The following is a 26,461-nucleotide window of genomic DNA, read 5'->3' as shown; positions in this document are numbered from 1 at the left end:
CAGGAGAACAGCAGTATGAATAACGCACTGGGACTGGTTGAAACAAAAGGGTTAGTAGGCGCCATTGAGGCTGCCGATGCAATGGTGAAATCGGCCAACGTGCAGCTGGTCGGCTACGAAAAAATTGGCTCGGGTCTGGTGACCGTAATGGTTCGCGGCGACGTCGGCGCGGTCAAAGCGGCGGTGGATGCGGGCAGCGCGGCGGCAAGCGTAGTAGGCGAAGTGAAATCCTGCCACGTGATCCCGCGTCCGCACAGCGACGTTGAGGCCATTTTACCGAAATCAGCCTGATTGATGGCGAATAAGGAGCACCGCGTGAAGCAATCACTGGGATTACTTGAAGTTTGTGGTCTGGCACTGGCTATTAGCTGCGCCGATATCATGGCGAAATCCGCTTCTATCACGCTGGTCGCCCTCGAAAAGACCAATGGTTCAGGCTGGACGGTCATTAAAATTACCGGTGATGTGGCCTCAGTACAGGCGGCCATCACCACCGGTGCACAGTTTGCCGAACAGCGAAACGGTTTGGTGGCTCATAAAGTCATCGCCAGACCCGGAGAAGGGATCCTGCCCGCAGAAGCTCCCCCACCCTCCGTCATGGAACCTGAGCCTGAAGAGTCAGAGACGGCTAATGTCGTTTCTGAAGCGCCAGCAGAAGAGCCCCTCCAGCAACAAGGCGTGGTCAGCTGCAACCTGTGCCTGGATCCAAAATGTCCGCGCCAGAAGGGCGAGCCGCGCACCCTTTGCATTCATCCCGGCAAGCGAGGTGAAGCGTAATGGATAAACAGCTTCTCGAATCAACGGTCAGTAAAGTCCTCGACGAGATGCGTTTGCGGCCCATCCCGCTGGGGGTTTCAAATCGTCATATCCACCTGTCAGCGTCGGATTATGAACGCCTGTTTCCTGGCCATCCCATCAGCGAGAAAAAAGCGCTGCTGCAGCCGGGACAGTACGCCGCGGAGCAAACCGTCACCCTGATAGGGCCGAAGGGGCAGCTTAAAAATGTGCGCCTGCTCGGCCCACTGCGTTCGGTAAGCCAGGTGGAAATATCGCGTACCGATGCCCGAACCCTGGGGGTTGCGGCGCCGCTGAGAATGTCCGGCGATCTGAAAGGGACGCCGGGCATCCGTCTGGTCAGCCCCTATGGCGAACTGACGCTCTCGTCAGGGGTTATCGTCGCGCAGCGACATATTCATATGTCGCCGCTCGATGCGCTGATCCTGCGGGTTTCCCACGGCGATAGGGTCTCCGTGGCCATTGAAGGCGACGAGCGCGGGCTGATTTTCAACAACGTGGCGATTCGCGTTTCACCGGATATGCGTCTCGAAATGCACATTGATACCGATGAAGCCAACGCCGCCGGCGCCGATAATCCGCAGGCCTTTGCCCGGCTGGTAGGCCCGCGATGAACGGCGAAGTTCTGCAGCGCATCGTGGAGGAAATCGTCTCCAGGCTGCAGCGTCGCGCCCATAGCACGGCGACGCTGAGCGTTGCGCAGCTGCGCGATGCCGACTGCCCCAGGCTGTTCTGCCAGCACGCCTCGCTGCGCATCCTGCTTGTCGACCTGCCGCTGCTGGGCCAGCTGACGGAGGCTGAGACCGACGATCCTGCGGCCCGGAAAATTCACGACGCGCTGGCTTTCGGCATCCGCGTGCAGCTCACCCTGCACAGCCAGCTGCTGCCGGTTATCCCGGTCAAAAAACTGGCGCGCCTGCCGGCGATCTTCACCGACGAGCGTGGGCTGCCGCTGATCCTGCACGCAGGATCGGTGCTGAGCTATCGCGACGTCGCGCAGCTGGGCCAGGGGCGCCTGGTTATCCACCGCAAATGCATCGTGACCGTGCTGGCGCGCGAAGCGGCACAGGCGCGGCATATTCAATTAATTAAGCAGGAGTAAATCATGCATCTGGCACGAGTCACGGGCGCGGTTGTCTCCACGCAAAAATCGCCTTCCCTGATCGGCAAAAAGCTGCTGCTGGTGCGGCGGGTCAGCGCCGATGGCGAGCTTCCTGCCTCGCCGACCTCCGGCGATGAAGTCGCCGTGGATTCCGTCGGCGCGGGGATCGGCGAGCTGGTTCTGCTCAGCGGCGGCTCCAGCGCCAGGCACGTTTTTTCCGGGCCAAACGAGGCCATCGACCTCGCCGTTGTCGGCATTGTCGATACGCTTTCACGTTAAGGAGCGACTATGGCGATTTATACCCGAACGGGCGACGCTGGCACCACCTCACTCTTTACCGGCCAGCGGGTGAGTAAAACCCACCCGCGGGTTGAAGCCTACGGCACGCTGGATGAGCTGAACGCCGCGCTGAGCCTGTGCGCCTGCGCCGCCGCGGATGAAAATCACCGCGCCTTACTTGAGGCCATCCAGCAGCAGCTTTTTTGGTTTAGCGCAGAACTGGCCAGCGACAGCGAACAGCCGTCGCCGAAACAGCGCTACATCAGCAGCGAAGAGATTTCCGCTCTCGAAGCCGCCATCGATCGGGCCATGGCCCGCGTCGAGCCGCTGCACAGTTTTATTTTACCCGGCCGCTGCGAAGCCGCGAGCCGCCTGCATTTTGCCCGCACGCTGGCCCGCCGGGCCGAACGGCGACTGGTTGAGCTGGCGGCGGAAGTCAACGTGCGCCAGGTGCTGATGCGCTACATCAATCGCTTGTCAGACTGCCTGTACGCCCTGGCGCGCGCGGAAGATAGCGATGCGCACCAGAACAACATCATCCGTGAAGTGAGCCGGCGCTATCTGGCCGCCAGCCAGCCGAGACGCAGCAAGGAGACGACGCCCGTGGCCCTCTCATTCCATGATCTGCACCAGCTCACCCGCGCCGCCGTTGAGCGCGCGCAGCAGCTTCAGGTTCCGGTGGTGATCAGCATCGTTGACGCACACGGCACCGAAACCGTGACCTGGCGGATGCCGGACGCCCTGCTGGTCAGCAGCGAGCTGGCGCCGAAAAAGGCCTGGACCGCGGTGGCGATGAAAACGGCGACCCATGAGCTGAGCGACGCCGTTCAGCCGGGCGCCGCGCTTTATGGCCTCGAAACGCATTTACAGGGAAAAGTGGTGACCTTTGGCGGCGGTTACGCCCTGTGGCGCGACGGCTTATTAATCGGGGGTCTTGGCATCAGCGGCGGCAGCGTTGAACAGGACATGGATATAGCACAGACCGCCATCGCGGCCATTAACGTGGGAACTCATCAATGAATACTTCTGAACTCGAAACTCTTATTCGCACCATTCTTAGCGAACAGTTAACCCCGGGGCAAACGCCAAACCCGGCGCAGAGCAAAGGGATTTTTCAGTCCGTCAGCGAGGCTATCGACGCCGCGCACCAGGCGTTCTTACGTTATCAGCAGTGCCCGCTGAAAACCCGCAGCGCCATCATCAGCGCAATGCGTCAGGAGCTGACGCCGCAGCTGGCCGCGCTGGCGGAAGAGAGCGCCAATGAAACGGGGATGGGCAACAAAGAAGATAAATTTTTAAAAAACAAAGCTGCGCTGGACAACACGCCGGGCGTGGAAGATCTCACCACCACCGCGCTCACCGGCGACGGCGGCATGGTGCTGTTTGAGTACTCGCCGTTTGGCGTTATCGGGTCGGTCGCGCCGAGCACCAACCCGACGGAGACCATCATTAATAACAGCATCAGCATGCTGGCGGCGGGCAATAGCGTCTACTTCAGCCCGCATCCGGGAGCAAAAAAGGTCTCTCTGAAGCTGATTAGCATGATTGAAGAGATTGCCTTCCGCTGCTGCGGCATCCGCAATCTGGTGGTCACCGTGGCGGAACCGACGTTTGAAGCCACCCAACAGATGATGGCCCATCCGCGCATTGCGGTCCTCGCTATCACCGGCGGCCCCGGCATTGTGGCGATGGGCATGAAGAGTGGTAAGAAAGTGATCGGCGCCGGCGCGGGTAACCCGCCCTGCATCGTTGATGAAACGGCGGATCTGGTTAAAGCGGCGGAAGATATCATCAACGGCGCCTCGTTCGATTACAACCTGCCCTGCATTGCCGAGAAGAGCCTGATTGTGGTGGAGAGCGTCGCCGAACGTCTGGTGCAGCAAATGCAAACCTTCGGCGCGCTGCTGCTGAGCCCTGCCGACACTGACAAACTCCGCGCCGCCTGCCTGCCTGAAGGCCAGGCGAATAAAAAACTGGTCGGCAAAAGCCCATCAGCCATGCTCGAAGCGGCCGGCATCGCCGTTCCGGCGAAAGCGCCGCGTCTACTGATAGCGCTGGTTAACGCCGACGATCCGTGGGTTACCAGCGAGCAGCTGATGCCGATGCTGCCGATAGTGAAAGTTAGCGATTTCGATAGCGCGCTGGCCCTGGCGCTGAAGGTTGAAGAGGGACTGCATCATACCGCCATTATGCACTCGCAAAACGTGTCGCGCCTGAACCTCGCGGCCCGCACCCTGCAAACCTCGATATTCGTCAAGAACGGCCCCTCTTATGCCGGGATCGGCGTCGGCGGCGAAGGCTTTACCACCTTTACTATCGCCACGCCGACCGGTGAAGGGACAACCTCGGCGCGCACGTTTGCCCGCTCCCGTCGCTGCGTGCTGACCAACGGCTTTTCCATTCGCTAACCGAGGTCGCGATGAAGACTTTCTCACTACAAACGCGGTTGTACAGCGGTCAGGGTAGCCTGGCGGTGCTCAAGCGCTTTACCCACAAGCACATCTGGATTATCTGCGATGGCTTTCTTGCGCGCTCGCCGCTGCTGGAAACCCTGCGTCAGGCGTTGCCCGCAGATAACCGCATTAGCGTCTTTAGCGAGATAACCCCGGACCCCACTATCCACACCGTGGTACAGGGCATTGCGCAAATGCAGGCCCTGCAGCCGCAAGTGGTCATCGGCTTCGGCGGCGGATCGGCAATGGATGCGGCGAAAGCTATCGTCTGGTTCAGTCAGCAGAGCGGCATCAGCATCGAAACCTGCGTGGCCATACCGACCACCAGCGGTACCGGTTCAGAAGTGACCAGCGCCTGCGTAATTAGCGATCCGGATAAAGGCATCAAGTACCCGCTGTTCAACAATGCGCTCTATCCCGATATGGCGATCCTTGACCCGGAGCTGGTGGTCAGCGTGCCGCCGCAGATTACGGCCAACACCGGCATGGACGTGCTGACCCACGCGCTGGAGGCGTGGGTCTCTCCGCACGCCAGCGACTTTACCGACGCGCTGGCGGAAAAAGCCGCCAGGCTGGTGTTCCAGTATCTGCCCACGGCGGTGGAAAAAGGCGACTGCGTGGCGACGCGCGGGAAAATGCACAATGCCTCAACGCTTGCCGGGATGGCGTTCAGCCAGGCGGGGCTGGGGCTTAACCACGCTATCGCCCACCAGCTTGGCGGGCAGTTTCATCTCCCGCACGGGCTGGCCAACGCGCTGCTGTTAACCGCGGTTATCCGCTTTAACGCCGGCCATCCGCGCGCCGGCAAACGCTACGCCCGGCTGGCCAAAGCCTGCGGCTTTTGTCCGGCAGAGGCCAGCGATAGTACGGCGATCAATGCGCTGATCCAGCAAATCGAACGGCTCAAGCAGCGCTGTGCGCTGCCGTCACTGGCGGTCGCGCTGAAAGAGGGACGTGCCGCGTACTCAGCGCGCATTCCGGCCATGGTGCAGGCCGCACTGGCTGACGTGACCTTGCGCACGAATCCTCGCCCGGCCAGCGCCGGGGAAATTCAGGAACTGCTGGAGGAACTGCGATGAGTACCGCCGTCAACGCTGTTGAAATGCCCTGGAGCGCCGATGAAATCCGCGAGCGCGTTCGCGCAGCGGGCGTCGTCGGCGCGGGCGGCGCGGGTTTTCCCGCCCACGTGAAGCTGCAGGCGCAGGTGGAGATCTTTCTGGTTAACGCCGCCGAGTGCGAACCGATGCTCAAGGTCGATCAGCAGCTGATGTGGCAGCAGGCTGCACGTCTGGTACGCGGCGTGCAGTACGCGATGACGGCAACCGGCGCGCGCGAAGGGGTGATTGCCCTGAAAGAGAAGTACCGCCGGGCTATCGACGCGCTCACCCCGCTGCTGCCTGCCGGTATTCGCCTGCATATTCTGCCGGATGTCTATCCCGCAGGCGATGAGGTGCTGACTATCTGGTTGGCTACCGGTCGCCGGGTCGCGCCCGCCGCGCTGCCGGCCAGCGTCGGGGTCGTGGTGAATAACGTACAAACGGTGCTCAATATTGCCCGTGCGGTTGAGCAGCAGTTTCCGGTGACCCGCCGCACGCTGACCGTTAACGGCGCGGTCGCCCGGCCGCTGACCGTCACCGTCCCCATCGGCATGTCGCTGCGCGAAGTGCTGGCGCTGGCGGGCGGCGCGACGGTCGACGACCCCGGTTTTATTAACGGTGGCCCGATGATGGGCGGCCTGATTACCTCTCTCGATAACCCGGTGACCAAAACTACCGGCGGCCTGCTGGTGCTGCCCAAAAGCCATCCGCTTATCCAGCGGCGGATGCAGGACGAGCGCACGGTGCTTTCCGTGGCCCGTACCGTCTGCGAACAGTGCCGCCTGTGTACCGATCTCTGCCCACGGCATCTGATCGGCCACGAACTCTCCCCGCACCTGCTGGTGCGGGCGGTGAACTTTCATCAGGCCGCCACGCCCCAGCTGCTGCTGAGCGCCCTCACCTGTTCGGAATGCAACGTCTGCGAAAGCGTGGCCTGCCCGGTAGGGATCTCGCCGATGCGCATCAACCGCATGCTGAAACGCGAGCTGCGCGCGCAAAACCAGCGCTATGAAGGACCGCTCTATCCGGCCGACGAAATGGCGAAATATCGCCTCGTGCCGGTGAAGCGACTGATCGCCAAACTGGGGCTGAGCCCCTGGTATCAGGAGGCGCCGCTGGTGGAAGACGAACCGGCAGTAGAAACAGTGACTTTGCAATTGCGCCAGCATATCGGCGCCAGCGCGGTAGCTAACGTTGCGGTGGGAGAACGCGTTACGCGCGGGCAATGCGTTGCCGATATCCCGGCAGGCGCATTAGGCGCGCCGATTCACGCCAGCATCGACGGCGTGGTTGCGGCCATCAGCGAACAAGCCATCACGGTGGTAAGAGGTTAACCATGTCTCAGGCTATAGGAATTTTAGAACTCACCAGCATTGCCAAAGGAATGGAACTCGGCGATGCGATGCTGAAAAGCGCCAACGTCAATCTGCTGGTCAGCAAAACTATCTGCCCGGGTAAGTTTTTACTGATGCTCGGCGGGGATATTGGCGCTATCCAGCAGGCCATTGAAACCGGTGCCTCGCAGGCCGGCGAAATGCTCGTCGACAGCCTGGTGCTGGCGAATATCCATCCCAGCGTACTCCCGGCCATCAGCGGCCTGAACAGCGTAGACAAACGCCAGGCGGTCGGCATCGTTGAAACCTGGAGCGTTGCGGCCTGCATCAGCGCCGCGGACCGGGCGGTGAAAGCCTCCAACGTCACCCTGGTACGGGTGCATATGGCCTTCGGCATCGGCGGTAAATGCTACATGGTGGTGGCGGGCGACGTTTCCGACGTCAACAACGCGGTTACGGTAGCCAGCGAAAGCGCGGGTGAAAAAGGGCTGCTGGTTTATCGTTCGGTGATCCCGCGACCGCATGAAGCCATGTGGCGACAAATGGTGGAGGGATAATGGAAAGACAGCCAACAACGGATCGTATGATTCAGGAATACGTTCCCGGGAAACAGGTAACCCTCGCGCACCTGATTGCCAATCCCGGGAAAGATCTCTTTAAGAAACTCGGCCTGCAGGATGCGGTGTCCGCCATCGGCATCCTCACCATTACGCCCAGCGAAGCGTCGATTATCGCCTGCGATATCGCCACCAAATCCGGCGCGGTGGAGATCGGTTTTCTTGACCGCTTTACCGGCGCCGTGGTGCTGACCGGCGACGTTTCCGCCGTCGAGTACGCCCTCAGGCAGGTGACGCGCACCCTGGGCGAGATGATGCAGTTTACTACCTGCTCAATAACCCGGACGTAGCGCGATGAAACGTCTGATGTTGATCGGCCCCAGCCAGTGCGGCAAAACCTCGCTGACCCAGGGCCTGCGCGGCGAAGCGCTCCATTACAAGAAAACCCAGGCGATTGAATGGTCGCCGATGGCCATCGACACGCCGGGCGAATATCTGGAGAACCGCTGCCTTTATAGCGCTCTGTTGACCAGCGCCTGCGAGGCCGACGTTATCGCTCTGGTGCTGAACGCCGACGCCCAGTGGTCGCCGTTTTCTCCGGGTTTTACCGCCCCGATGAACCGCCCGACGATTGGTCTGGTCACTAAAGCCGACCTGGCCGATGCGCAGCGGATATCGCTGATCGGCGAGTGGCTCAGGCAGGCTGGCGCCCAGCAGATTTTTATCACCAGCGCGCTGAATAATCTGGGTCTTGCTGCCGTGCTGGATTTTCTGAATTCGAAGGAACCTTTATGTCTTACAAAATAATGGCCATTAATGCCGGCAGTTCATCGTTAAAATTCCAGCTGCTGGAGATGCCTCAGGGCGATATGCTCTGCCAGGGATTGATCGAGCGTATCGGCATGGCAAACGCCCAGGTGACCCTCAAAACGCCGGCGCAAAAATGGCAGGAAACGGCGCCCGTAGCCGATCACCGTGAAGCCGTCACCCTGCTGCTGGAAAAGCTCCTCGACCATCGAATTATCCAGAGTTTGCAGGATATCGATGGCGTCGGCCACCGCGTGGCGCACGGCGGGGAGCGCTTTAAAGATTCGACGCCGGTGACCGATGAGACCTTAGCGGAAATCGAGCGCCTGGCGGAGCTGGCCCCGCTGCATAATCCGGTCAACGCGCTGGGCATTAACGTTTTCCGCCAGCTGCTGCCCGACGCGCCGTCAGTGGCGGTGTTTGATACCGCTTTTCACCAGACGCTGGACGAGCGCGCGTTTATCTATCCGCTGCCCTGGCGCTACTACAGCGAGTTGGGCATTCGCCGTTACGGCTTCCACGGCACCAGCCACAAGTACGTTAGCGCGACGCTGGCGGAAAAGCTGGGCGTACCGTTGAGCGCTCTGCGCGTGGTGTGCTGCCATCTCGGCAACGGCAGCAGCGTTTGCGCAATCAAAGGCGGGCGCTCGGTTAACACCTCAATGGGCTTTACGCCGCAGTCCGGCGTGATGATGGGCACCCGCAGCGGCGATATCGATCCGTCGATTCTACCGTGGCTGGCGCTGCATGAGGGAAAAACGCCAGAGCAGCTTAATCAGCTGCTGAATAACGAGTCCGGCCTGCTGGGGGTTTCCGGCATCTCGCACGATTATCGCGATGTCGAGCAGGCGGCGGACAGCGGTAATCGTCAGGCAGCCCTGGCGCTCTCGCTGTTTGCCGAGCGCATTCGCGCCACCATCGGCAGCTATATTATGCAGATGGGCGGCCTGGACGCGCTGATCTTTACCGGCGGCATCGGCGAAAACTCCGCCCGCGCCAGGAGCGCCATCTGCCATAACCTGAATTTCCTCGGGCTGTCGGTCGATGAAGAGAAAAACCAGCACAACGCTACCTTTATTCAGGCCGAAAATGCGATGGTCAAAGTAGCGGTCATCAATACCAATGAAGAGCTGATGATTGCCCGCGATGTGATGCGCCTGGCGCTGCCGCAGGCGCGCGAGCTGGCGGTGTCGGTATAAACGGCGCCTCTCCCCTTGCGGAGAATCATGGTAACCGGCGAATCGCCGTGCCACTATGCGCCCTGGCGAAGGTAAGCGGAAAGGTGAAAACGTGGCCGTTGCACAATGTCCCGCCTCGTGCGGAGAACTTATCCAGGGCTGGATCCTCGGCAGCGAGAAGCTGGTCTCCTGCCCGGTGGACTGGTACAGCACCGTCGAGGTCGAGACCGGCACGCCGCGAAACGATGAGCGGCCACTGTCGCGGGCGATGGTCGACCAGCTGCTGGCCCACTGGGGCTACCCGGCGGCGCTGAGTCAGCAGATCCGCATCACCCTGCACTCGACGATCCCGGTCGCCAAAGGGATGGCCAGCAGCACCGCCGATATCGCCGCCACCGCGGCGGCTACCGCCCATCATCTGGGCCACGCGCTGGATGAGCCGACGCTGGCGCGCCTGTGCGTCGCGCTGGAGCCCACCGACAGCACCCTGTTCCGCCAGCTGACGTTGTTCGACCATAATACCGCCGCCACGCAAATCGCCTGCCCTGCGCCGCCGGCGCTCGACCTGTTAGTGCTGGAGAGCCCGCTGACGCTGCGCACCACTGACTACCACCAGCTGCCGCGCGAGCCGGGTCTGCTGGCTAACGCCTCCCGGCTGCAGCTGGCGTGGGAGAAAGTGCAGCAGGCCTGCCAGCGCGGTAGCCCGCAGCTGCTGGGCGAAGCGGCGACCATCAGCGCCATCGCCAGCCAGCGGCTGTTGCCCAAGCCGGGGTTTGACGCGCTGCTGGACCTGGTGGAAAGCGCAGGGCTCTATGGCCTTAACGTGGCGCACAGCGGCAGCGTCGTCGGCCTGCTGCTGGACCGCCGTCGTCATGACGTCGACTTTTTAAAATGGCGGCTGGCAGACAGCGACATCGCCGCCCACTGGCCGCTGCAGCACTTGCTGGCGATGGTCCCGGGGGGCGTCACCCTGCAATAGGGCTCAGGCCAGCGCCCGGCGCAGCGCCGCCAGCAGCTGGTCGTTTTCGCCGGCGCTGCGGATCGCCACCCGGAAATAGCGGCTATCAAGCCCCGGGTAATTCGCGCAGCTGCGGATCAGCACATGCTGGCGCAACAGGGCATATTGCAGGTCAAGCTCTGGTCTGTCGCAGCGCAAGAACAGGTAGTTGGCGCGCCCGGGCCACACGGTCAGCCCGGCTATCTCCTGCAGCAGCGCGTAGAAACGCGCCCCCTCCTCCTGCAGCCACTGCCAGGTGGCCCGCTGATACGCCCGGTCCTGGAGGATGATCTCGCCGGCCAGCGCGGCATACGCATTGATGGACCACGGCATTTGTCGCTCGCGCAGTCGGGCTACCGCCTGCGCGTCAGCATTGAGCAGGTAGCCAAGACGCAGTCCCGGAATGGCATAAAACTTAGTGAGCGAGCGCAAAACCCAGACGTGCGGATACTGCGCCAGCAGGGGAATAAACCCCGGCTGGTCGGGGATAAAGTCAAGGAAGGCCTCATCGAGGATCAGGCTGATGTTCAGCGCCTGGCAACGCCGGGCAATGGCTTCCAGCAGGCCCCGCTCTGGCAGCAGGCCGGTGGGGTTGTTCGGCGTGCAGAGAAACAGGCAGTCCAGCGCCGGGGTGAGGGCATCGAGGATGGCGTCGGTCAGCTGCCAGCCATCGCACTCCCGAAGGGCATACTCCACGACCGCGCAATCCACGGTTTGCAGCGCCCGCCGGTACTCCGCGAAGCCAGGAATGACGATCATTGCCCGCCTCGGCTTAAGGCCGTGGGCGAGGGTGAAGATCGATTCGGTTTCGCCATTGCCGGCGAGGATATGCCCCGCCGGCAGCTGATGGTGGGCCGCCAGCGCCTGGTGCAGCTGTTGATATTCGACGTCAGGATAGCGCTCGGCGCAGCCGAGGTTATCGACGATCGCCTGCCTGAGCGAGGCAGGCATTCCCAGCGGATTGATGTTGGCGCTAAAATCCAGCAGCTCGTTGGGGGCAATGCCCAGCAGGGCGGCGGCCTCGCGGATATTGCCGCCATGGGCGCTTTTCAGTAAGGCCATATCCTTTTCCTGTGTGGTTATCCACGCCGGGCCAGCGTCGCGCCGTCGGCGAAGTACGCTTTAATCCCGGCAAGGATCGACTCGGCCACCTCCTGCTGGAATTTGGCCGTTTTCAGCTTCCGCTCCTCTTCCACGTTACTGATAAACGCCGTCTCCACCAGAATGGAGGGGATATCGGGCGCCTTGAGCACCGCAAAGCCCGCCTGCTCTACCCGATTTTTGTGCAGATTATTGATGTTACCCATTTTCTCCAGCACCGCCTTACCAAATTTGAGGCTGTCGGCGATGGTGAGGGACTGCACCATATCGAACATGGTGTGGTCGACATAGCGATCGCCGCTCTTGCTGACCCCACCGATCAGATCCGAGGCGTTCTGCGTCTGGGCGAGATATTTTGCCGCGGTACTGGTGGCTCCCTTGGTGGAGAGCGCAAACACCGAGGAGCCGCTGGGCTGGCGGCTGGTAAAGGCGTCGGCGTGAATCGATACGAACAGGTCGGCGCGCTGCTTCTGCGCCTTGGCGACACGCACCTTCAACGGGATAAACACGTCTTCGTTGCGGGTCATATAGGCCTTCATATTGCCTTCTTTGTCGATCAGCGCCCGCAGGCGACGGGCAATCTGCAGCACCACGTCTTTCTCGCGGGTGCGATACTTGCCCACAGCGCCCGAATCTTCGCCGCCGTGACCGGGATCGAGCATAATGACAATCGGCCGATCGCGCCCGGCTTTGCCCGGCTGCGGCCCGCTTTGCGCCGGCGGTACCTGACGCTGCAGATCGCCTTTGTTGTAATCCTCGAGCAGCGCCAGCAGCGGATCCTGCACATCGGTGGCGTTGGCGGGGTAAAGATCCATCACCAGACGCTCTTTAAAGCCGGCCACCGGCGCAAGGGCAAACAGCTGCGGCTTAACGTTCTGCTTGAGCTCGAAGACCATGCGCACGGTTTGCGGATCAAACTGGCCCACGCGGGCGGACTTAATAAAGGGATCGTCATCGCGGATCTGCCCTCCCATGCCTTTCAGCACCGAGTTCAGATTAACCCCTTCCAGATCCACCACCACCCGTTCCGGATTACTGAGGGCAAACTGCCGGTATTTCAGCACATGATTCGATTCCACCGTGACGCGCGTGTAGGTCGATGCAGGCCAGACGCGAACGGCAACCACCCGCGCGGCGGCGGCCAGCCCAACGGGGCTCACGCTCATTAACCACATGGCGCCCGCGCCCTGCAGCAGACGGCGACGGCTTAATCCAGAGTTGTTTCCCGACATGCCACTCCCAAGCAATAAAACGCATTTATACCCAAAACAAACAGATTGACCAGAAACTTTAACGAAAGGCATATAACCTGTCATCTATAAAAGGGTAAACATTCATTGACACCCTGCGCCGGGTCACATGTTTTTCAGGGCTTAGCCTCAAATTGGGGCTTGCGTTTAACGGCAAAACAGAATAAAAATACAATAATTACGAATAATCATGCATTGAGGGTTTGTCATGGTGAAGGAACGTCGCACTGAACTGGTAGAAGGATTCCGCCATTCTGTTCCCTATATTAATGCCCATCGGGGAAAAACGTTTGTCATCATGCTGGGCGGCGAAGCCATTGAGCATGAAAATTTCTCAAATATTGTCAATGACATAGGGTTATTGCATAGCCTGGGCATTCGCCTGGTGGTGGTCTATGGCGCCCGCCCGCAGATTGACGCTAACCTCGCCGAACACCATCACGAGCCGGTCTATCACAAGCAGACGCGAGTGACTGACGCCAAAACGCTGGAGCTGGTTAAGCAGGCGGCGGGGATGCTGCAGCTGGAGATCACCGCCCGCCTGTCGATGAGCCTCAACAACACCCCGCTGCAGGGAGCCCATATCAACGTCGTCAGCGGCAACTTTATCATTGCCCAGCCGCTGGGCGTTGATGACGGCGTTGATTATTGCCACAGCGGCCGCATTCGCCGCATTGACGAAGAGGCGATTCATCGCCAGCTCGACAGCGGCGCCATTGTGCTGATGGGGCCGGTCGCGGTGTCGGTCACCGGCGAAAGCTTTAACCTGACTTCGGAAGAGATCGCCACCCAGTTGGCTATCAAGCTGAAAGCAGAGAAAATGATCGGCTTCTGTTCTTCGCAAGGGGTTTACAACCAGGCCGGGGAAATTGTCTCCGAACTGTTCCCCAATGAAGCGCAGGCCCGCGTCGAAGAGCTGGAAGCGGACGAAGATTATAACTCCGGTACCGTGCGCTTCCTGCGCGGGGCCGTGAAGGCCTGCCGCAGCGGCGTGCGGCGCTGCCACCTGATCAGCTATCAGGAGAATGGCGCGCTGCTGCAGGAGCTATTCTCACGCGACGGCATCGGCACCCAGATCGTCATGGAGAGCGCAGAGCAAATCCGTCGGGCGACCATCAACGATATCGGCGGTATTCTCGAGCTGATAAGCCCGCTGGAACAGCAGGGCATCCTGGTGCGCCGCTCCCGCGAGCAGCTGGAGATGGAGATCGACAAATTCACTATTATTCAGCGCGATAACACCACTATCGCCTGCGCCGCCCTCTATCCTTTCCCGGAAGAGAAGATCGGCGAAATGGCCTGCGTGGCGGTGCATCCGGATTACCGGAGCTCGTCGCGGGGAGAGGTGCTGCTGGAGCGTATTGCCGCCCAGGCCAGACAGATGGGGCTGAGCAAGCTGTTTGTGTTAACCACCCGCAGCATCCACTGGTTCCAGGAGCGCGGCTTCACGCCGGTGGATATCGACCTGCTGCCGGAGAGTAAAAAGCAGATGTATAACTATCAGCGCCGGTCGAAGGTGCTGATGGCCGACCTCGCTTAAGCCCTTCTTCGCTGTTGCTAACGGCCCGGGATAAACCGGCGTTTATCGCTCCCCGGGCCTGTCCCCTGCCACGCCTGGCCGGCACGCTGTCTGCGGCTCGCGGGTAGAATTCTGCTCTTCGCGTAGACCCTTTACCTCGCTGGCTCACCGATATGCGCCCAGCCGTCGAGGTGCGTCGTCACGCTACCCGTCGCCCAAACGCGGCATCTCAGGGGGCTTTGTGCCCGGCGAAGATCTCCGTCAGGCCGCTTCGCCGCTCGGTTCGCGTCACAATGGCCTGGGAGAGCACCTGCTCGTCGGCATAGAGCGACAACCGCTGTTTCGCGCGGGTGATCGCGGTGTAGACCAGTTCGCGCGTCACCAGCGGGACGCTGCGCGCCGGCAGGATCAGCGCCGCATGGTCGAACTCCGATCCCTGCGATTTATGCACGGTCATCGCCCAGGCGGTATCATGCTCCGGCAGGCGGCTCGGCTGCACCGACTTGATGGCGCCGTCGGGCATCAGGAACCACACCCTCAGCTCGCCGTTGCGCTCCAGCGCTATCCCGATATCGCCATTAAACAGTCCCAGCGCGCTGTCGTTGCGCGCGATCATAATCGGCCGGCCGTCATACCAGCGGGAGTGGCGCGGCAGGGCGATCGCCCGCTGACGGTTGAGCCGCTGCTCCAGCCGCTCATTGACGCCGCTCACGCCGTACGGCCCTTCCCGCAGCGCGCACAGCAGCTGAAATTCGCTGAAGGCGGCCAGCATCGCCTGCGGTTCCGCCCGCTCGCGGCGCAGCTGCAGGTAGCGCTCATAGCCCTGCTGTGCCGCGCCGAGCATGGCTTCGTACTCTTCGGTCGTGCTGAGGGGATGAAGCGCGATATCGTCAAACGGCTGGCGCAGCGTGGCCTTCACCTCCGCGCGCGCGCCAGCGTTCACCGCCCGCGCCAGGCTCCCAATGCCGGAGTGACTGCCGAAGCGATAGCTCTTTTGCAGCAGACACAAGCTATCTCTCAGCGCGCCAGCGATAGCCCCCTCGCCCGCCGGTACCGGTGAACCGGTCAGCCGGGTCAGCTCCTGCGCCCGCGCGGCGGTATAGCCCGAACTCGCCCAGGCGCAGATATCCCCCAGCACCGCCCCCGCTTCCACGGAGGCCAGCTGGTCGCGATCGCCGAGGAAGATCACCCGCCCGTGAGCCGGCAGCGCGTCGATGAGCCGCGACATCATCGGCAGGTCGATCATCGAGGCTTCATCCACCACCAGCACGTCCAGATGCAGCGGGTTGCCGGCGTGATAGCGCATGCGCTGGCTGCCGGGCTGGGCGCCCAGCAGACGATGCAGCGTGCTGGCCTCGGTGGGAATCAACGCTTTCTGCGCGTCGGTCAGCGGCAGTTTTCTCAACGCCGCGCCCAGCGATTCGGTCAGACGCGCCGCCGCTTTCCCCGTCGGCGCCGCCAGGCGAATACGACAGCGCGGACTGTCTTCAATCTGGATTAGCGCCGCCAGAAGTTTGGCCACGGTGGTGGTCTTCCCGGTCCCGGGACCGCCGGAGATCACCGAGATGCGGCGGGTCAGCGCCACCGCTGCGGCCACTTTTTGCCAGTCGGTTTCGCCGGTGGCAGGGAACAGAGCGTTCAGGGTTGACGCCAGCCGGGCCTCATCCATCTCCAGCACCCGGTTGGCTTCGTTGAAGAAGCGGGCGACGGTCAGCTCGTTGCGCCACATCCGGTTCAGATAGAGCCGGTCGCCGCATAAGATCATCGGCGCCGGGGCATCGCCGCAGCTCACCGCCGACGAAGCGAGCAGCAGCGCGGGCCAGTCTTCAGGCGCGCCGGCTTCGGCCAGCAGCCGATCGCGGATCTCCCCCGCTTTCCCGCCGAGCGCCTCGTCGCCGCTCAGCCGCGAGAGCGGCAGGCATACGTGCCCCTCGCCGGCGTCCCGGCTCAGCAAGGCCGCCGCCAGCTTGACCGCCGGCGGGTCGTTTTGCGCCACCATCAGGGCAAACTGGACGTCCAGCGGCCGCAGCAGACGCTGCTCCACCGCCGCCAGCAGTAGTTGTTCGAAAGTCATGAGGCCTCCTCCTGAGTTTCTCCGGCAAAAAGCTGATCCAGACCGTCAATCAGCGGTCGCACCGGCCGGGTGGTGAAGATCCCTTGCCCCCCCTCCTGCCCGTCCATGCCGCGCAGGAAGAGATAAATCACGCCGCCGAAGTGGCGGTCATAGTCGTAATCGGCCAGCCGGTGGCGCAGATAGCGGTGGAGCGCCAGGCTGTACAGCTGATACTGCAGATCGTAGCGGTGAGCCCGCATCGCCTGCTCCATCGCGGGCCGGGTATAGGCCTCGCGATCTTCCCCCAGCCAGTTCGATTTGTAATCCAGCAGGTAATAGCGGCCTTCGTGGCGGAAGACCAGATCGATAAAGCCCTTCAGCATGCCGCGCACCTGGCGGAAATCCAGCGGCGGCGTGTCGGCGGAAAGGGGATCGTACTGGCGGATAAGCGCGTCAAGGCGCTCCGCCGTCAGCAGCTGGGCGATGGGCAGATAAAATGCCATCTCCACCTGTTTATCCCGCGCCGCAAGCTGATTGAGCGCGATATCCGGCCCCGGCAGACGGGTCTTCAGCACGCCCCCCAGCCAGTCGGTCAGCACCGGCGCCCACTGCGCGTCAAACCCGCTCAGCTGCAGTTTCTCCGCCATCCACCCGTCCGGCACCGGCTGGGTAAAGTCCAGCTCCTCAAACAGACTGTGCAGGAAGGTTCCCGGCGCGGCGCCGCGCGGAAACTGGTGCGGGGTCAGCTGCGGATCTTCCACGACTTCGCCGACGCCGGCGGCATCGACATCCAGACGCGGCAGCAAATCCTGTCCGCCGCTGAAACCATGCTGCTGCAGCCCGGAATAGCTGGTCACCCGCCAGTCGTCGGCGATGCGGCGCTGCAGCTCGCGCGCCGACAGCGGGGGAATGCTCGCCGCCGGCGCCTGCCACGGGGTCAGATCCAGCTCGCCAGGTCTCTGTAATGCAATATCGCCATGGCAGAAGTCCGCTAAACGCGCGGCCAGCCCGGCGGCATCCATGGCTTCGCCCGCCTGCAGCAGCCGCCCGAGGGCGCTCAGATGAAAATCGCTGTTGCCGGACTTTCGACTGCTGAGGGGCGCCACGCCAAGGCTGCAGTGCCAGACCGCGCGGGTGAGAGCGACGTACAGCAGGCGCAGATCTTCCGCCAGCCGTTCCGCCTCCGCCAGTTCGAGGCTGGCCTCATCCTGGCCCAGATCCAGTACCGCCGCGAACGTCTCGCGATCGTGATAGAACGCCTGGTCTTGTTTGCGAAACCGGGCGATAAACGGCAGCCAGACCAGGGGATATTCCAGTCCTTTTGACTTGTGAATAGTGACGATTTGCACGAGGTGTTTATCGCTTTCGAGACGCATCTGCTGGCTGGCGGCGTTGCTGTCCGGCTCGGCGATATGCTGCGTCAGCCAGCGCACCAGGGCATGCTCGCTTTCCAGCTGGCTGGCCGCCTCCTGCAGCAATTCGCTGATGTGCAGTATGTCGGTTAAGCGCCGCTCGCCGCCCCGGGTCGCCAGCAGGTTCTCGGCGATGTGCCGGGCCGTCATCAGCGCCCGCAGCATCGGCATCACCCCGCGCTGACGCCAGATCTGGCGGTATTCGCTGAACTCCTCCACCAGCGCGTCCCACGCCTGCTCATCCTGGTTGAGGTTTTCAATATCCAGCGCGGTCAGGCCAAACATTGAGGTCGCCAACGCGCTGCGCAGGGTATTTTCCCGCTCCGGGGACAACACCGCCTGCAATAGCCAGAGCAGCTCCTGGGCCTCCAGCGTCTCAAAAACGCTGTCGCGGTTGGAGAGGTAGACCGAGGGGATGCCCAGCGTCTGGAGCGCTTCACGCACCTGCGCCGCCTCCAGCCGGTTGCGCACCAGCACGGTAATATCCGAAGCCTGCACCGGGCGCGAAGTTTCCCCACGCCACAGCCGTGCGTGCCCCTGCTGACCGGCGCTCAGCCAGTCGCGGATCTGCGTGGCGCAGAGCTGGGCCATAAACGTCTGATAATCGCCGGCGCCAACGGTGTCGCCGGGCATCAGCCAGACGTTCATCGCCGGGACATCCGCTGCGTCAACGGTAAAGCGCAGCCCCTGGTTCTTCGCCGCCGACTTCACCGGCAGGAACGGTATCTCGCGAAACATGAAGGGGTTATCGCTGAGGCTGAACAGCCGGTTAACGCTGCCCACCATGCCAGGGGAGGAGCGCCAGTTGGTGTCAAGCGTGTAGTGCGCGGCAACGTCGCCGCGCGCTTTCATATAGGTAAAGATATCGGCGCCGCGAAAAGCGTAGATGGCCTGCTTCGGATCGCCGATCAGCAACAGCGCCGTTTCCGGACGCTGGCGCCAGATACGGCGGAAAATCCGGTACTGCTGGGGGTCGGTATCCTGAAACTCATCGATCATCGCCACCGGAAAACGCTGGCGAATGGCGCTGGCCAGCGCCTCGCCGCTGTCGCCGCGCAGCGCCTCGTCAAGCCGGCTGAGCATGTCGTCAAACCCCAGCTCGCCGCGGCGGCGCTTTTCGCGCGCGACCGCATCACGGATCTCGACCATCGCTCTCGCCAGCACCAGATCGGTGAGCGTCAGCGACGAGGCCAGCAGCGATTCGACGGCGCTAAACAGAGGATGCACGGGCGGTTCGCCACCGGCTTTGGTACGCTCAAGCAGAAACGACTGGGCAAATTTCTCCAGCGCGTCGGGCAACTGATAGCTCAGCGTCTCTTCCTGCGCCCAGGCGGTCACTTTCTCAAGCCATTTGCCCTGGTTGCCGCGATTGAACTTCCGCCGGTCAAGGCCGGAATCTTCAAGCACGCCTTCGATCTCCCCCACCTGCTCGCGCCACTGCTGCTTGAGCGAGTCAATGCGGCCGATGATTTGCTGATGGCGCTCGGCCAGCGTCTCGTCGGCGGCTGGCGGCGACTTGAGCTGCGGCGCTTCGCCCTGCAGCCAGCGGTCAAGGGACTTCAGCAGGTCGCGCGGCCCTTTCCAGACGTCATGGATCACCGCCGCGATATCGCGGGTCAGTGGATAACAGTGACGGCGCCAGAAGTCGGCGCAGGCCTGATAGCGCAGGCGGGATTCATCCTCGATCAGCTGCTGCTCGAACAGCATGCCTGACTCGAAGGCGTTAAGGCTCAGCATCCGCTGGCAAAAACCGTGGATGGTGAACACCGCCGCCTCGTCCATCTGCCGTTCGGCCAACAGCAGGGTCTTCGCGGCATCGTCTTTATCGGCGATCTCCGCCAGCAGCGCGCTGTAGAGCGGGTTGTCGGATTCACCGCGCATACAGGCGATGCGCAGTTCATGGATGTTGCTGCGGATACGTCCGCGCAGCTCTTCGGTCGCCGCCTCGGTAAAGGTCACCACCAGCAGCTCTTCAACGCTGATGGCGCGGGGATAGGCGGCCTCGCCGCCCAGCCCCAGCAGCAGCCGCAGATACAGCGCGGCGATGGTAAAGGTTTTTCCGGTGCCCGCAGAGGCTTCTATCAGGCGCTCGCCCCTCAAGGGCAAGCGCAGGGGATCCAAAGACTCAGCGGTGTCGGTCATTCATTCTCTCGCATCAGGGGTAAGGATTGCTGCAATGCGCTGACGTTTTCCCACACTTTGCCGCCTGCCGGCTGGGCGTAGTCCGCTTTGCCATTCTGGCTACCGGAAATCTGGGACAATATCGTCATGCCCTGCGGATCCACCACCGTCTGATGGAAGAAATCGGCAAGTTTTTGCGGCGTCAGCAGTTTAATCTGAGCCACTACTTTATCACGTGAATCAAAACGCATATTACCGCGATCGAAATCTTTGCTCAGTTTCGATGCCTCTTCGCCCAGCGTCTGCGGCGCCTGCAGCATCTGGCTTATCACCGCCTGCTGGAGTTGGGCAAACTCTTCCGGCTTCATCGCCCGCAGCTTCGCCTCCGCGGTGGGGAAGAAGGCCTGGAACCGCTGCCAGAGGAAAGCCGGCTGCTTATCGCTACTCTGCAGCAGGAAGCCCATGCCCCACTGGCGCCCCACGTTCATCGGGAAGGCAAAGACCGCGTAGCCGAGCTGCTCTTCGGTGCGCAGCTGGTTGTAGAACCACGGCTGAATAATCTGTCCCAGCAGGGTGCTGGCGGCGGTGCTGCTGAACTCATCCACGTTGGGCGGCGCAAACACCGCGGCCAGCGCGGAGTCGGTGCTGTTGCCCGCTTTGTTGAAGATCGCCAGCTGCTGCCGGTTCACCACCACGTCTTTATTGCGGCACCATTCGTTGCCGTCAGCGCCCAGCTGCTGCTGGATCTGGCGAGCCAGCGTCGTGGCGGCATCGGCGGACATATTGCCGATCACCATCAGTTCAGGGCGCCCCTTGGTTTTCAGGTTGGCGCGGTAGTCGAGCACTTCCTGCAAGGTGATGGAAGGCAACAGCGCCCGGCGTACTTCGCGCTGGAAATACGGTACCTGGGAGACCATCTGGATCGGCATTATCGCCTGATCGTAGGCTTTGCCCTTCTCAGCGGAGTCCATCATTTGCGCATACCATGATTTGGCCTGCTCCAGCTGCTCCTCGGTCGGCGTATAGCTGAAGTATCCCTGCAGCAGGTCGCTGAACAGCGCCGGCAGGTGCTGGGTGTAGCCGTTGGCATTGACCATTAACCCGTTATTGGCGCCGGTGGAGAACGAAATGCCGCCGACCGCCGCCTGGTTACTGAGCTGATCGAGGGCGATGCCGGCGAGATAATCGTTGAGGGCAAACATCACCTGCCGGCGAGCGCTGTCCATCGCCTGGGGATTACGCAGCACCAGGGAGATATCCGCCTTCGGCTCGCTGGCGAAATACTGGCTCGGGGCATAAACCACCCGCAGGGTCGGCTCATCGAGAATCAGCTGAGGGTGCGGCCAGGCTTTATCGCTTTTGATGAGGGTGAAATCATCCGGAATATAGGGGTTGAGCGCCGGCAGCTGCAGCTTGATCGCCTGCGCTTTTTGCTGCCAGTCAGCGAACGTCTGCTCGCCGATCTTATCCACCTGATACGGCGCATCGACAAAATAAGCGGTCTTGTTATGCGGTTCCTGCGGGCTGATATACCAGATGCGCGCGTTCTGCGGAGTCATCATCGCCAGCCGGTCTTTGATCGCCTGCGGGTCGTAGCGATCGGCAATGTTGACCACGTCCAGCGCATGCTCGACCGGCACCCGGATCATGGTATCCGCCAGCCATTCCACGTAATCCATGTCGCGGTTGATCGACGGATAGCGGAAATCCAGCGCCAGCACATGCGCCAACTCGTCAAAGTAACGTTTGTCGACACCCTGAGTACGCAGGAGGTTGAGGTAGCTGAATATGGCCGCCGTCACTTCGTCGCGGTGCGCCAGGCCTTTATCGGTGAGGGTGGCCGAGATCGCCAGCACGCCGCTGTTGCCGTTCACCACCGGATCAGAATCCGCGCGGATACCTTCCGCCAGTCCCTGCTTTTGCAGCCAGTCGGAGAGCGTCCCCGGGCTGCGGTTGCCGATCAGGTAAGTGACCAGTTCATCCGTTTTGCTGCGGAAACGATCGCTGTTGTTGTCGATGCGAAACTCGACGCGCAGCACTTTACGCGGCATCGCCGGCACGTAGTGAATAATGATGCCTTTTTGCGCATCGGTTACCACCGGGACGCTTATTTCCGGCCTGCTGATGTGACGATTCGGCACGCGGCCAAAGGTGTCAGCGGCCATGCGCGCCAGCTCCGGCAACGGCTTGTTGCTGTAGATCACCGCTTTCATCAGGTTGGCGGAGTACCAGCTATCGCGGAAGGTGTGCAGCGCATCAAGAACCGGGTTGCCGGGCTTATCGCTGAGCGTCTCGAGGTTGCCGCCAGAGAAGTGGGCCGCCGGGTGAGCCGGGTTAATGGTTTCTGCGCTGACCTGGGCCATGCGCATCCCGTCTCGCGTCCGGGCCATCGTCAGCTCGGCGTTGACCGCGTTACGTTCGCGGTCGGCATATTTTTTATCCAGCAGCGGCGCAGCGATGGCGTCGGCCAGCCGGTCTACGGCCCCGTCCAGCGCATCATTCTCCACTTCGAGATAGAACGCGGTGCGGTAGGGCGCGGTGCTGGCGTTATGGCTGCCGCCATGCAGCTTAAGAAACTCTGCAAGGCTGTCAGGCTGGGGATATTTTTGCGACCCCATCAGCGTCATATGTTCCAGAAAATGCGCCAGCCCCTGATGATCGGCCGGATCCTGCAGGGATCCCACCGGCACCACCAGCGCCGACAGCGATTTCACCGCCTGCGGATCGGAAACCAGCAGCACGACCATGTCGTTATCAAGACGGATCGCCTGATACTGACGCGTATCTTTTTCGCTTTTGCGGATCGTCTCCTGAACAGGCTGCCATCCGGTGTCGGCTTGACTCAACGGCGCCCAGAGGGCGGCCAGCACTACAAAAACCTTGAACCATAAACTGCGGGGCATTCACGAACCTCATCATTAACAAACTTGCGCTGCACGGCGTGCAGCCTTTTATGTCCATCAGTCCGTGATACGTTGCGCATAATAAATGAACCGCCATTCACTGCGCAATTTTTATACTATTTAAATTTGTGTGGACTGATGGTAACGATATAGCGGTAACAGATAACGCTGCGTCTGGGCAATGATTTCTTCGTAATGCGCCGGCTCCAGCGAACGCCACAGGCGTTGATACCAGATATCGGCGCCCTCCCCGCTGACCACCATGTTACCTTCGTAGGTCTGCAGGAATTTGCTCCGCGCTTTCTGCTGCGTCTCTTCGTCCATTACGATGACATCCTTTTCGGCGTCATAACAGGCTTTCAGCCAGGCGCCACCGCTTTCCGGCAGCAGCAGCAGCGGCTGCGACATCCCCAGCAAATAGCCATCCACCAGCTCATTAAGGTACGCCTGCGCCTCGGCGGGCGCCAGCGGCGGAAAACGCCACTCTCCCTCTTTACGCACAAACAGTCGGCTCTCGCCGGTGCCGCCGCTGGCACAGTAGACAAGGTGTTCCAGCCAAAGTTGCATCCCCTGGGAGACGCTCAGCAGCGAAGGCCGCCAGCGCAGCAGCCCGTCCGGCTGCACCTGCTGCAGCCAGCCGGTCAGATTGACGCCGCTGCACTGGAGATCGATCTCCATGCTCTGCGCCTGCTGGCGCTCGGCTTTCACCCGCTCGGCCAGGGCCTGCATCTCCAGACGCTGCGTCTCCCACACCAGCTCGCCAAAGGCGCCATACGGCAGCTCGCCGGCGGCGCGGAAGCGGCGGAACATGGCCGAGGCGTCCTGTTCCTCGATAAGGGTATTGAGCAGTTGCTGGTTCAGTTGATAACGGCTCAGCCCTTCAAGTGTGAAGGGCTCGTCATCGGGAATATCATCCTCTTCCGCACGGAAATTGACCCGCAGACGCTGCTGAAAGAACGCGCGAACCGGGTGCTGCCAGAAGCGCAGGAGCTGCTCGAACGGCAGGCTGTCTATCGGCGGCGGGGTAAGCGGTTGAATGAAGTCGCTATGCGCCTCACCCTGCTGGCCGGCGGCAGCCAGCCATTCCCGGGCGTAGCTCTTGTTCTCGTCCTCCTGGAAATTGGCGATGTCGAACGGCATGCGGGTATGCAGGTGAGTGATGTGGGCTTTAACCCGCGCCTCGCTGGTGTCGCAATCAAGCTCCTCGTCGCCGGCGAGACAGTGGCTCTGGCCGATGTAATCCACCAGCTCCTGCACCAGCACCGAGGGAAAGCGCTCGCTGTTGTCCTGGATAGAACGGCCGATGTAGCTGATATACAGCGTCTGTTCGGCGGACATCAGCGCCTCAAGGAACAGGTAGCGGTCATCATCGCGCCGGCTGCGGTCGCCGCGCTGCGGCTTCTGGCTCATTAAATCAAAGCCCAGCGGCGGCAGCGTTCGCGGATAAACCCCATCGTTCATCCCCAGCAGGCAAACCACTTTGAAAGGAATAGAGCGCATCGGCATCAGGGTGCAGATGTTGACCGGGCCGGCGAGAAAGCGCTGGCTGATCCGTTGTTGATCGAGGCGCTGGGCCAGCTCATCGCGCAACAGCGTCAACGGCACCTGGTCGCCATACTGCGCCTCCAGACCGCTATCAATCACCGCCAGCCACTGCTGCTCAATCAGCGCCAGCGCCGCTTCGGTCTCGCTGTCCGGCAGGAAAAAGTCATTCAGCAGATCGCGACAGACCGGCAGCCACTCCGCCAGCGGCCGCTGCTGGGCGAGACCGCGTCGCCACAGGTTAAGCTGCATCAGCAGCGATGCGAGGTTACCCACCAGTTCGGCGATCAAACCACTGGATTCGTCATAGGGCAGCACCGACTGCCATTCGCCCTCCCGGCTGTCCATCGCGTAGCCCAGCAGCATGCGGGTAAGGCCGAACCGCCAGGTGTGCTGGCCGGTCGCCGGCAGGTCAAGCTCACGGACGTTGTCGTCATCCATTCCCCAGCGGACCCCGGACTCGTTGACCCACTGGCGCAGGTAGCGCAGCCCCTCTTCGTTGATGTTAAAGCGCGCCGCCAGCACCGGCACGTCCAGCAGCGCCAGTACATCTTCGCTGGCGAAGCGGCTGTCGGGCAGCGAGAGCAGCGTGATAAACGCCTGCAGCACCGGGTGCGACTCGCGGGCGCGGCGGTCGGAGATCGCCCACGGCAGCCAGCGGTCGCCGCTGGCGGCGCCAAACACCGCCTGTATATAGGGGCTGTAGCTATCGATATCCGCCACCATGACGATGATATCCCGCGGCGTGAGCGTCGGATCCGCCTCCAGCATCGCCAGCAGCCGATCGTGCAGAACCTCCACCTCACGCTGCGGACTGTGGCAGACGTGAATGCTCAGGCTGCGGTCATCCTGCGCCAGCGGACGTTTGTCGTGACTGTGAGCGAACGCCTCTGCGCTCTGCCCGGCCACCGCCGCGTTGCGCAGTTCGAGGATATCCGACTGCAGGTTATGCAACAGGTTATCAGGAACGATATCGACAAAGGCGTCCAGCTCCTCATAGCGCTCCAGCCCCGCCAGCAGGTAGATATAGTCGCGTCCCAGCTTGCCCCAGGAGGCGAGCAGCGGGTTGCCGACATCCTGCTCCCCGGCGTCATTAAACAGCCCTGGCGCCTGCCCGGCGTCGCGGAACAGGGGCAGCGCGCGCGCCTCGCGGTGATGGCGTCGCTGACGCGACAGTAGCTTCGCCAGAAACGCCGGATCTTTAATATCTCCCCAGTAGTAGCGGCAGGGGTTGGTGAACAGCACATAGACATCGACATGCTTACCCAGCGCCTGCAGCGCCTGCAGGTAGACCGGCGGCAGCGCGGAAATTCCACAAATAAAGACGCGCGACGGCAGCCCGGCGGGCGGTTCATCCGCCTTTTCCAGGGCGCTGATAAAGCGCTGATAGAGATTGGCGCGGTGCCACTGCGGCTGACCGAGCTCGGCGGTATAGCGCACCAGCGCTTTCCACAGCGGCGCCTGCCACTGCTGGGCGTCGCCGAGGCCGTCAACCTGCTGGTCGGCCTCCCAGCGCATCAGCCATTCCGGGCGATAGACCAGATACTGGTCATAGAGGTCCGCTACCCGGGCGGCCAGCTGAAACAGCTTGCGTTTGTCGCCGTCATCGCTCAGATACTGGCGCAGCAGGATAAAATCGTCTTCTTCCAGGTGCTGCGGCAGGAGAGTCATCAGCTTCCAGCTCATGCTCTGCTTGCTGAAGGCGCTTTCGCCAGGGATATCTTTCAGGACGCGCACGAACATATCCCAGATAAAGCTCGCCGGCAGCGGAAACTCGATGTTGGCGGCAATTCCGAAGCGCGAGGCCAGGGTCATCTGCAGCCACTGCGCCATACCGGTACTCTGCACCAGCACCATTTCAGCCTGAAAAGGGTCATCCAGCCGCTGGCGCTCGACGATAAACTCCATCAACGCCTCGAGAACATCCAGCCGGTTTGAGTGGTATACCCTTAACATAATTG

General features: G+C 61.8%; 21 protein-coding genes. 15 read left to right on the top strand and 6 right to left on the bottom strand.

The window, feature by feature from the left end; translation table 11 throughout:
* The first annotated feature begins 15 nt into the window (after window positions 1–15).
* The 14 genes from pduJ (at window position 16) to L2I46_RS05385 (ending at window position 10,581) form a co-directional block, all read left to right on the top strand.
* Window positions 16–291, top strand: coding sequence for a propanediol utilization microcompartment protein PduJ (pduJ, locus tag L2I46_RS05450; protein ID WP_001057755.1), 276 nt, complete (start codon window positions 16–18; stop codon window positions 289–291).
* A gap of 3 nt (window positions 292–294) precedes the next feature.
* Entirely contained in the window at window positions 295–777 is a 483-nt protein-coding gene (locus L2I46_RS05445; protein ID WP_086075064.1) for a BMC domain-containing protein, read from the top strand.
* The gene (locus L2I46_RS05440; RefSeq protein ID WP_085551543.1) at window positions 777–1,409 is read left to right on the top strand and encodes a phosphate propanoyltransferase; all 633 of its coding nucleotides are present in this window, start codon (window positions 777–779) and stop codon (window positions 1,407–1,409) included. Before L2I46_RS05445 ends, L2I46_RS05440 begins: the two co-directional genes overlap by 1 nt.
* Window positions 1,406–1,897, top strand: coding sequence for a microcompartment protein PduM (gene pduM, locus L2I46_RS05435; RefSeq protein WP_236947597.1), 492 nt, complete (start codon window positions 1,406–1,408; stop codon window positions 1,895–1,897). Before L2I46_RS05440 ends, pduM begins: the two co-directional genes overlap by 4 nt.
* A 3-nt stretch (window positions 1,898–1,900) precedes the next feature.
* Window positions 1,901–2,176: a propanediol utilization microcompartment protein PduN gene (pduN, locus tag L2I46_RS05430; protein WP_000549823.1), complete on the top strand. Its 276-nt coding sequence runs from the start codon at window positions 1,901–1,903 to the stop codon at window positions 2,174–2,176.
* A 9-nt stretch (window positions 2,177–2,185) separates the two neighbouring features.
* Entirely contained in the window at window positions 2,186–3,196 is a 1,011-nt protein-coding gene (gene pduO / locus L2I46_RS05425) for a two-domain cob(I)yrinic acid a,c-diamide adenosyltransferase PduO (protein WP_236947596.1), read from the top strand.
* A complete protein-coding gene (gene pduP / locus L2I46_RS05420; RefSeq protein ID WP_236947595.1) occupies window positions 3,193–4,584 on the top strand; it encodes a CoA-acylating propionaldehyde dehydrogenase PduP in 1,392 nt (463 codons plus the stop codon). The genes pduO and pduP overlap by 4 nt, the downstream gene beginning before the upstream one ends.
* 11 nt (window positions 4,585–4,595) lie before the next feature.
* Complete coding sequence (pduQ, locus tag L2I46_RS05415; RefSeq protein WP_236947594.1) at window positions 4,596–5,708, top strand: 1-propanol dehydrogenase PduQ; 1,113 nt, start codon at window positions 4,596–4,598, stop codon at window positions 5,706–5,708.
* On the top strand, window positions 5,705–7,060 hold the full coding sequence (gene pduS / locus L2I46_RS05410; protein WP_236947593.1) for a cobalamin reductase PduS: 1,356 nt from the start codon (window positions 5,705–5,707) through the stop codon (window positions 7,058–7,060). Before pduQ ends, pduS begins: the two co-directional genes overlap by 4 nt.
* A gap of 2 nt (window positions 7,061–7,062) precedes the next feature.
* Window positions 7,063–7,617, top strand: coding sequence for a propanediol utilization microcompartment protein PduT (gene pduT / locus L2I46_RS05405; RefSeq protein ID WP_014839414.1), 555 nt, complete (start codon window positions 7,063–7,065; stop codon window positions 7,615–7,617).
* A complete protein-coding gene (gene pduU, locus L2I46_RS05400) occupies window positions 7,617–7,967 on the top strand; it encodes a propanediol utilization microcompartment protein PduU (protein WP_032453966.1) in 351 nt (116 codons plus the stop codon). Before pduT ends, pduU begins: the two co-directional genes overlap by 1 nt.
* Before the next feature lie 4 nt (window positions 7,968–7,971).
* On the top strand, window positions 7,972–8,424 hold the full coding sequence (gene pduV / locus L2I46_RS05395) for a propanediol utilization protein PduV (RefSeq protein WP_032453967.1): 453 nt from the start codon (window positions 7,972–7,974) through the stop codon (window positions 8,422–8,424).
* On the top strand, window positions 8,409–9,623 hold the full coding sequence (locus L2I46_RS05390) for an acetate/propionate family kinase (RefSeq protein WP_086075058.1): 1,215 nt from the start codon (window positions 8,409–8,411) through the stop codon (window positions 9,621–9,623). The genes pduV and L2I46_RS05390 overlap by 16 nt, the downstream gene beginning before the upstream one ends.
* Window positions 9,624–9,714: 91 nt before the next feature.
* Window positions 9,715–10,581, top strand: coding sequence for a GHMP family kinase ATP-binding protein (locus tag L2I46_RS05385; RefSeq protein WP_032453970.1), 867 nt, complete (start codon window positions 9,715–9,717; stop codon window positions 10,579–10,581).
* 3 nt (window positions 10,582–10,584) lie between these two features.
* On the opposite strand, the gene cobD is transcribed toward L2I46_RS05385, so the two are convergent.
* Window positions 10,585–11,661: a threonine-phosphate decarboxylase CobD gene (gene cobD, locus L2I46_RS05380; RefSeq protein WP_236947592.1), complete on the bottom strand. Its 1,077-nt coding sequence runs from the start codon at window positions 11,659–11,661 to the stop codon at window positions 10,585–10,587.
* Between the two features lie 17 nt (window positions 11,662–11,678).
* On the bottom strand, window positions 11,679–12,932 hold the full coding sequence (gene amiC / locus L2I46_RS05375) for an N-acetylmuramoyl-L-alanine amidase AmiC (protein WP_023290890.1): 1,254 nt from the start codon (window positions 12,930–12,932) through the stop codon (window positions 11,679–11,681).
* Between the two features lie 226 nt (window positions 12,933–13,158).
* On the opposite strand from amiC, the gene argA reads away from it, so the two are divergent.
* Entirely contained in the window at window positions 13,159–14,490 is a 1,332-nt protein-coding gene (gene argA / locus L2I46_RS05370; protein ID WP_004149616.1) for an amino-acid N-acetyltransferase, read from the top strand.
* Window positions 14,491–14,698: 208 nt separating this feature from the next.
* On the opposite strand, the gene recD is transcribed toward argA, so the two are convergent.
* The 4 genes from recD to recC form a co-directional block, all read right to left on the bottom strand.
* Window positions 14,699–16,543 carry an exodeoxyribonuclease V subunit alpha gene (gene recD, locus L2I46_RS05365; RefSeq protein WP_050533529.1) on the bottom strand — a complete coding sequence of 615 codons (1,845 nt, stop codon included), beginning with the start codon at window positions 16,541–16,543 and terminating at the stop codon, window positions 14,699–14,701.
* Window positions 16,540–20,076, bottom strand: coding sequence for an exodeoxyribonuclease V subunit beta (recB, locus tag L2I46_RS05360; protein ID WP_236947591.1), 3,537 nt, complete (start codon window positions 20,074–20,076; stop codon window positions 16,540–16,542). Before recB ends, recD begins: the two co-directional genes overlap by 4 nt.
* The gene (ptrA, locus tag L2I46_RS05355) at window positions 20,073–22,958 is read right to left on the bottom strand and encodes a pitrilysin (RefSeq protein WP_032453972.1); all 2,886 of its coding nucleotides are present in this window, start codon (window positions 22,956–22,958) and stop codon (window positions 20,073–20,075) included. Before ptrA ends, recB begins: the two co-directional genes overlap by 4 nt.
* Before the next feature lie 120 nt (window positions 22,959–23,078).
* The gene (recC, locus tag L2I46_RS05350; RefSeq protein WP_236947590.1) at window positions 23,079–26,456 is read right to left on the bottom strand and encodes an exodeoxyribonuclease V subunit gamma; all 3,378 of its coding nucleotides are present in this window, start codon (window positions 26,454–26,456) and stop codon (window positions 23,079–23,081) included.
* Window positions 26,457–26,461: the final 5 nt, after the last annotated feature.

Origin of the sequence: Klebsiella sp. 2019SCSN059 (assembly GCF_021739525.1) — a bacterium.
Lineage (GTDB): Bacteria > Pseudomonadota > Gammaproteobacteria > Enterobacterales > Enterobacteriaceae > Klebsiella > Klebsiella quasipneumoniae.
The sequence above is the reverse complement of the archived record's forward strand: the minus strand, read 5'-3'. Positions and strand labels throughout refer to the sequence as shown.

Bases quoted from the DNA above. Each gene is read 5' to 3' on its own strand.
- pduJ (WP_001057755.1), top strand. From the start codon at position 16: ATGAATAACGCACTGGGACTGGTTGAAACAAAAGGGTTAGTAGGCGCC.
- L2I46_RS05445 (WP_086075064.1), top strand. From the start codon at position 295: ATGGCGAATAAGGAGCACCGCGTGAAGCAATCACTGGGATTACTTGAA.
- L2I46_RS05440 (WP_085551543.1), top strand. From the start codon at position 777: ATGGATAAACAGCTTCTCGAATCAACGGTCAGTAAAGTCCTCGACGAG.
- pduM (WP_236947597.1), top strand. From the start codon at position 1,406: ATGAACGGCGAAGTTCTGCAGCGCATCGTGGAGGAAATCGTCTCCAGG.
- pduN (WP_000549823.1), top strand. From the start codon at position 1,901: ATGCATCTGGCACGAGTCACGGGCGCGGTTGTCTCCACGCAAAAATCG.
- pduO (WP_236947596.1), top strand. From the start codon at position 2,186: ATGGCGATTTATACCCGAACGGGCGACGCTGGCACCACCTCACTCTTT.
- pduP (WP_236947595.1), top strand. From the start codon at position 3,193: ATGAATACTTCTGAACTCGAAACTCTTATTCGCACCATTCTTAGCGAA.
- pduQ (WP_236947594.1), top strand. From the start codon at position 4,596: ATGAAGACTTTCTCACTACAAACGCGGTTGTACAGCGGTCAGGGTAGC.
- pduS (WP_236947593.1), top strand. From the start codon at position 5,705: ATGAGTACCGCCGTCAACGCTGTTGAAATGCCCTGGAGCGCCGATGAA.
- pduT (WP_014839414.1), top strand. From the start codon at position 7,063: ATGTCTCAGGCTATAGGAATTTTAGAACTCACCAGCATTGCCAAAGGA.
- pduU (WP_032453966.1), top strand. From the start codon at position 7,617: ATGGAAAGACAGCCAACAACGGATCGTATGATTCAGGAATACGTTCCC.
- pduV (WP_032453967.1), top strand. From the start codon at position 7,972: ATGAAACGTCTGATGTTGATCGGCCCCAGCCAGTGCGGCAAAACCTCG.
- L2I46_RS05390 (WP_086075058.1), top strand. From the start codon at position 8,409: ATGTCTTACAAAATAATGGCCATTAATGCCGGCAGTTCATCGTTAAAA.
- cobD (WP_236947592.1), bottom strand. From the start codon at position 11,661: ATGGCCTTACTGAAAAGCGCCCATGGCGGCAATATCCGCGAGGCCGCC.
- amiC (WP_023290890.1), bottom strand. From the start codon at position 12,932: ATGTCGGGAAACAACTCTGGATTAAGCCGTCGCCGTCTGCTGCAGGGC.
- argA (WP_004149616.1), top strand. From the start codon at position 13,159: ATGGTGAAGGAACGTCGCACTGAACTGGTAGAAGGATTCCGCCATTCT.
- recD (WP_050533529.1), bottom strand. From the start codon at position 16,543: ATGACTTTCGAACAACTACTGCTGGCGGCGGTGGAGCAGCGTCTGCTG.
- recB (WP_236947591.1), bottom strand. From the start codon at position 20,076: ATGACCGACACCGCTGAGTCTTTGGATCCCCTGCGCTTGCCCTTGAGG.
- ptrA (WP_032453972.1), bottom strand. From the start codon at position 22,958: ATGCCCCGCAGTTTATGGTTCAAGGTTTTTGTAGTGCTGGCCGCCCTC.
- recC (WP_236947590.1), bottom strand. From the start codon at position 26,456: ATGTTAAGGGTATACCACTCAAACCGGCTGGATGTTCTCGAGGCGTTG.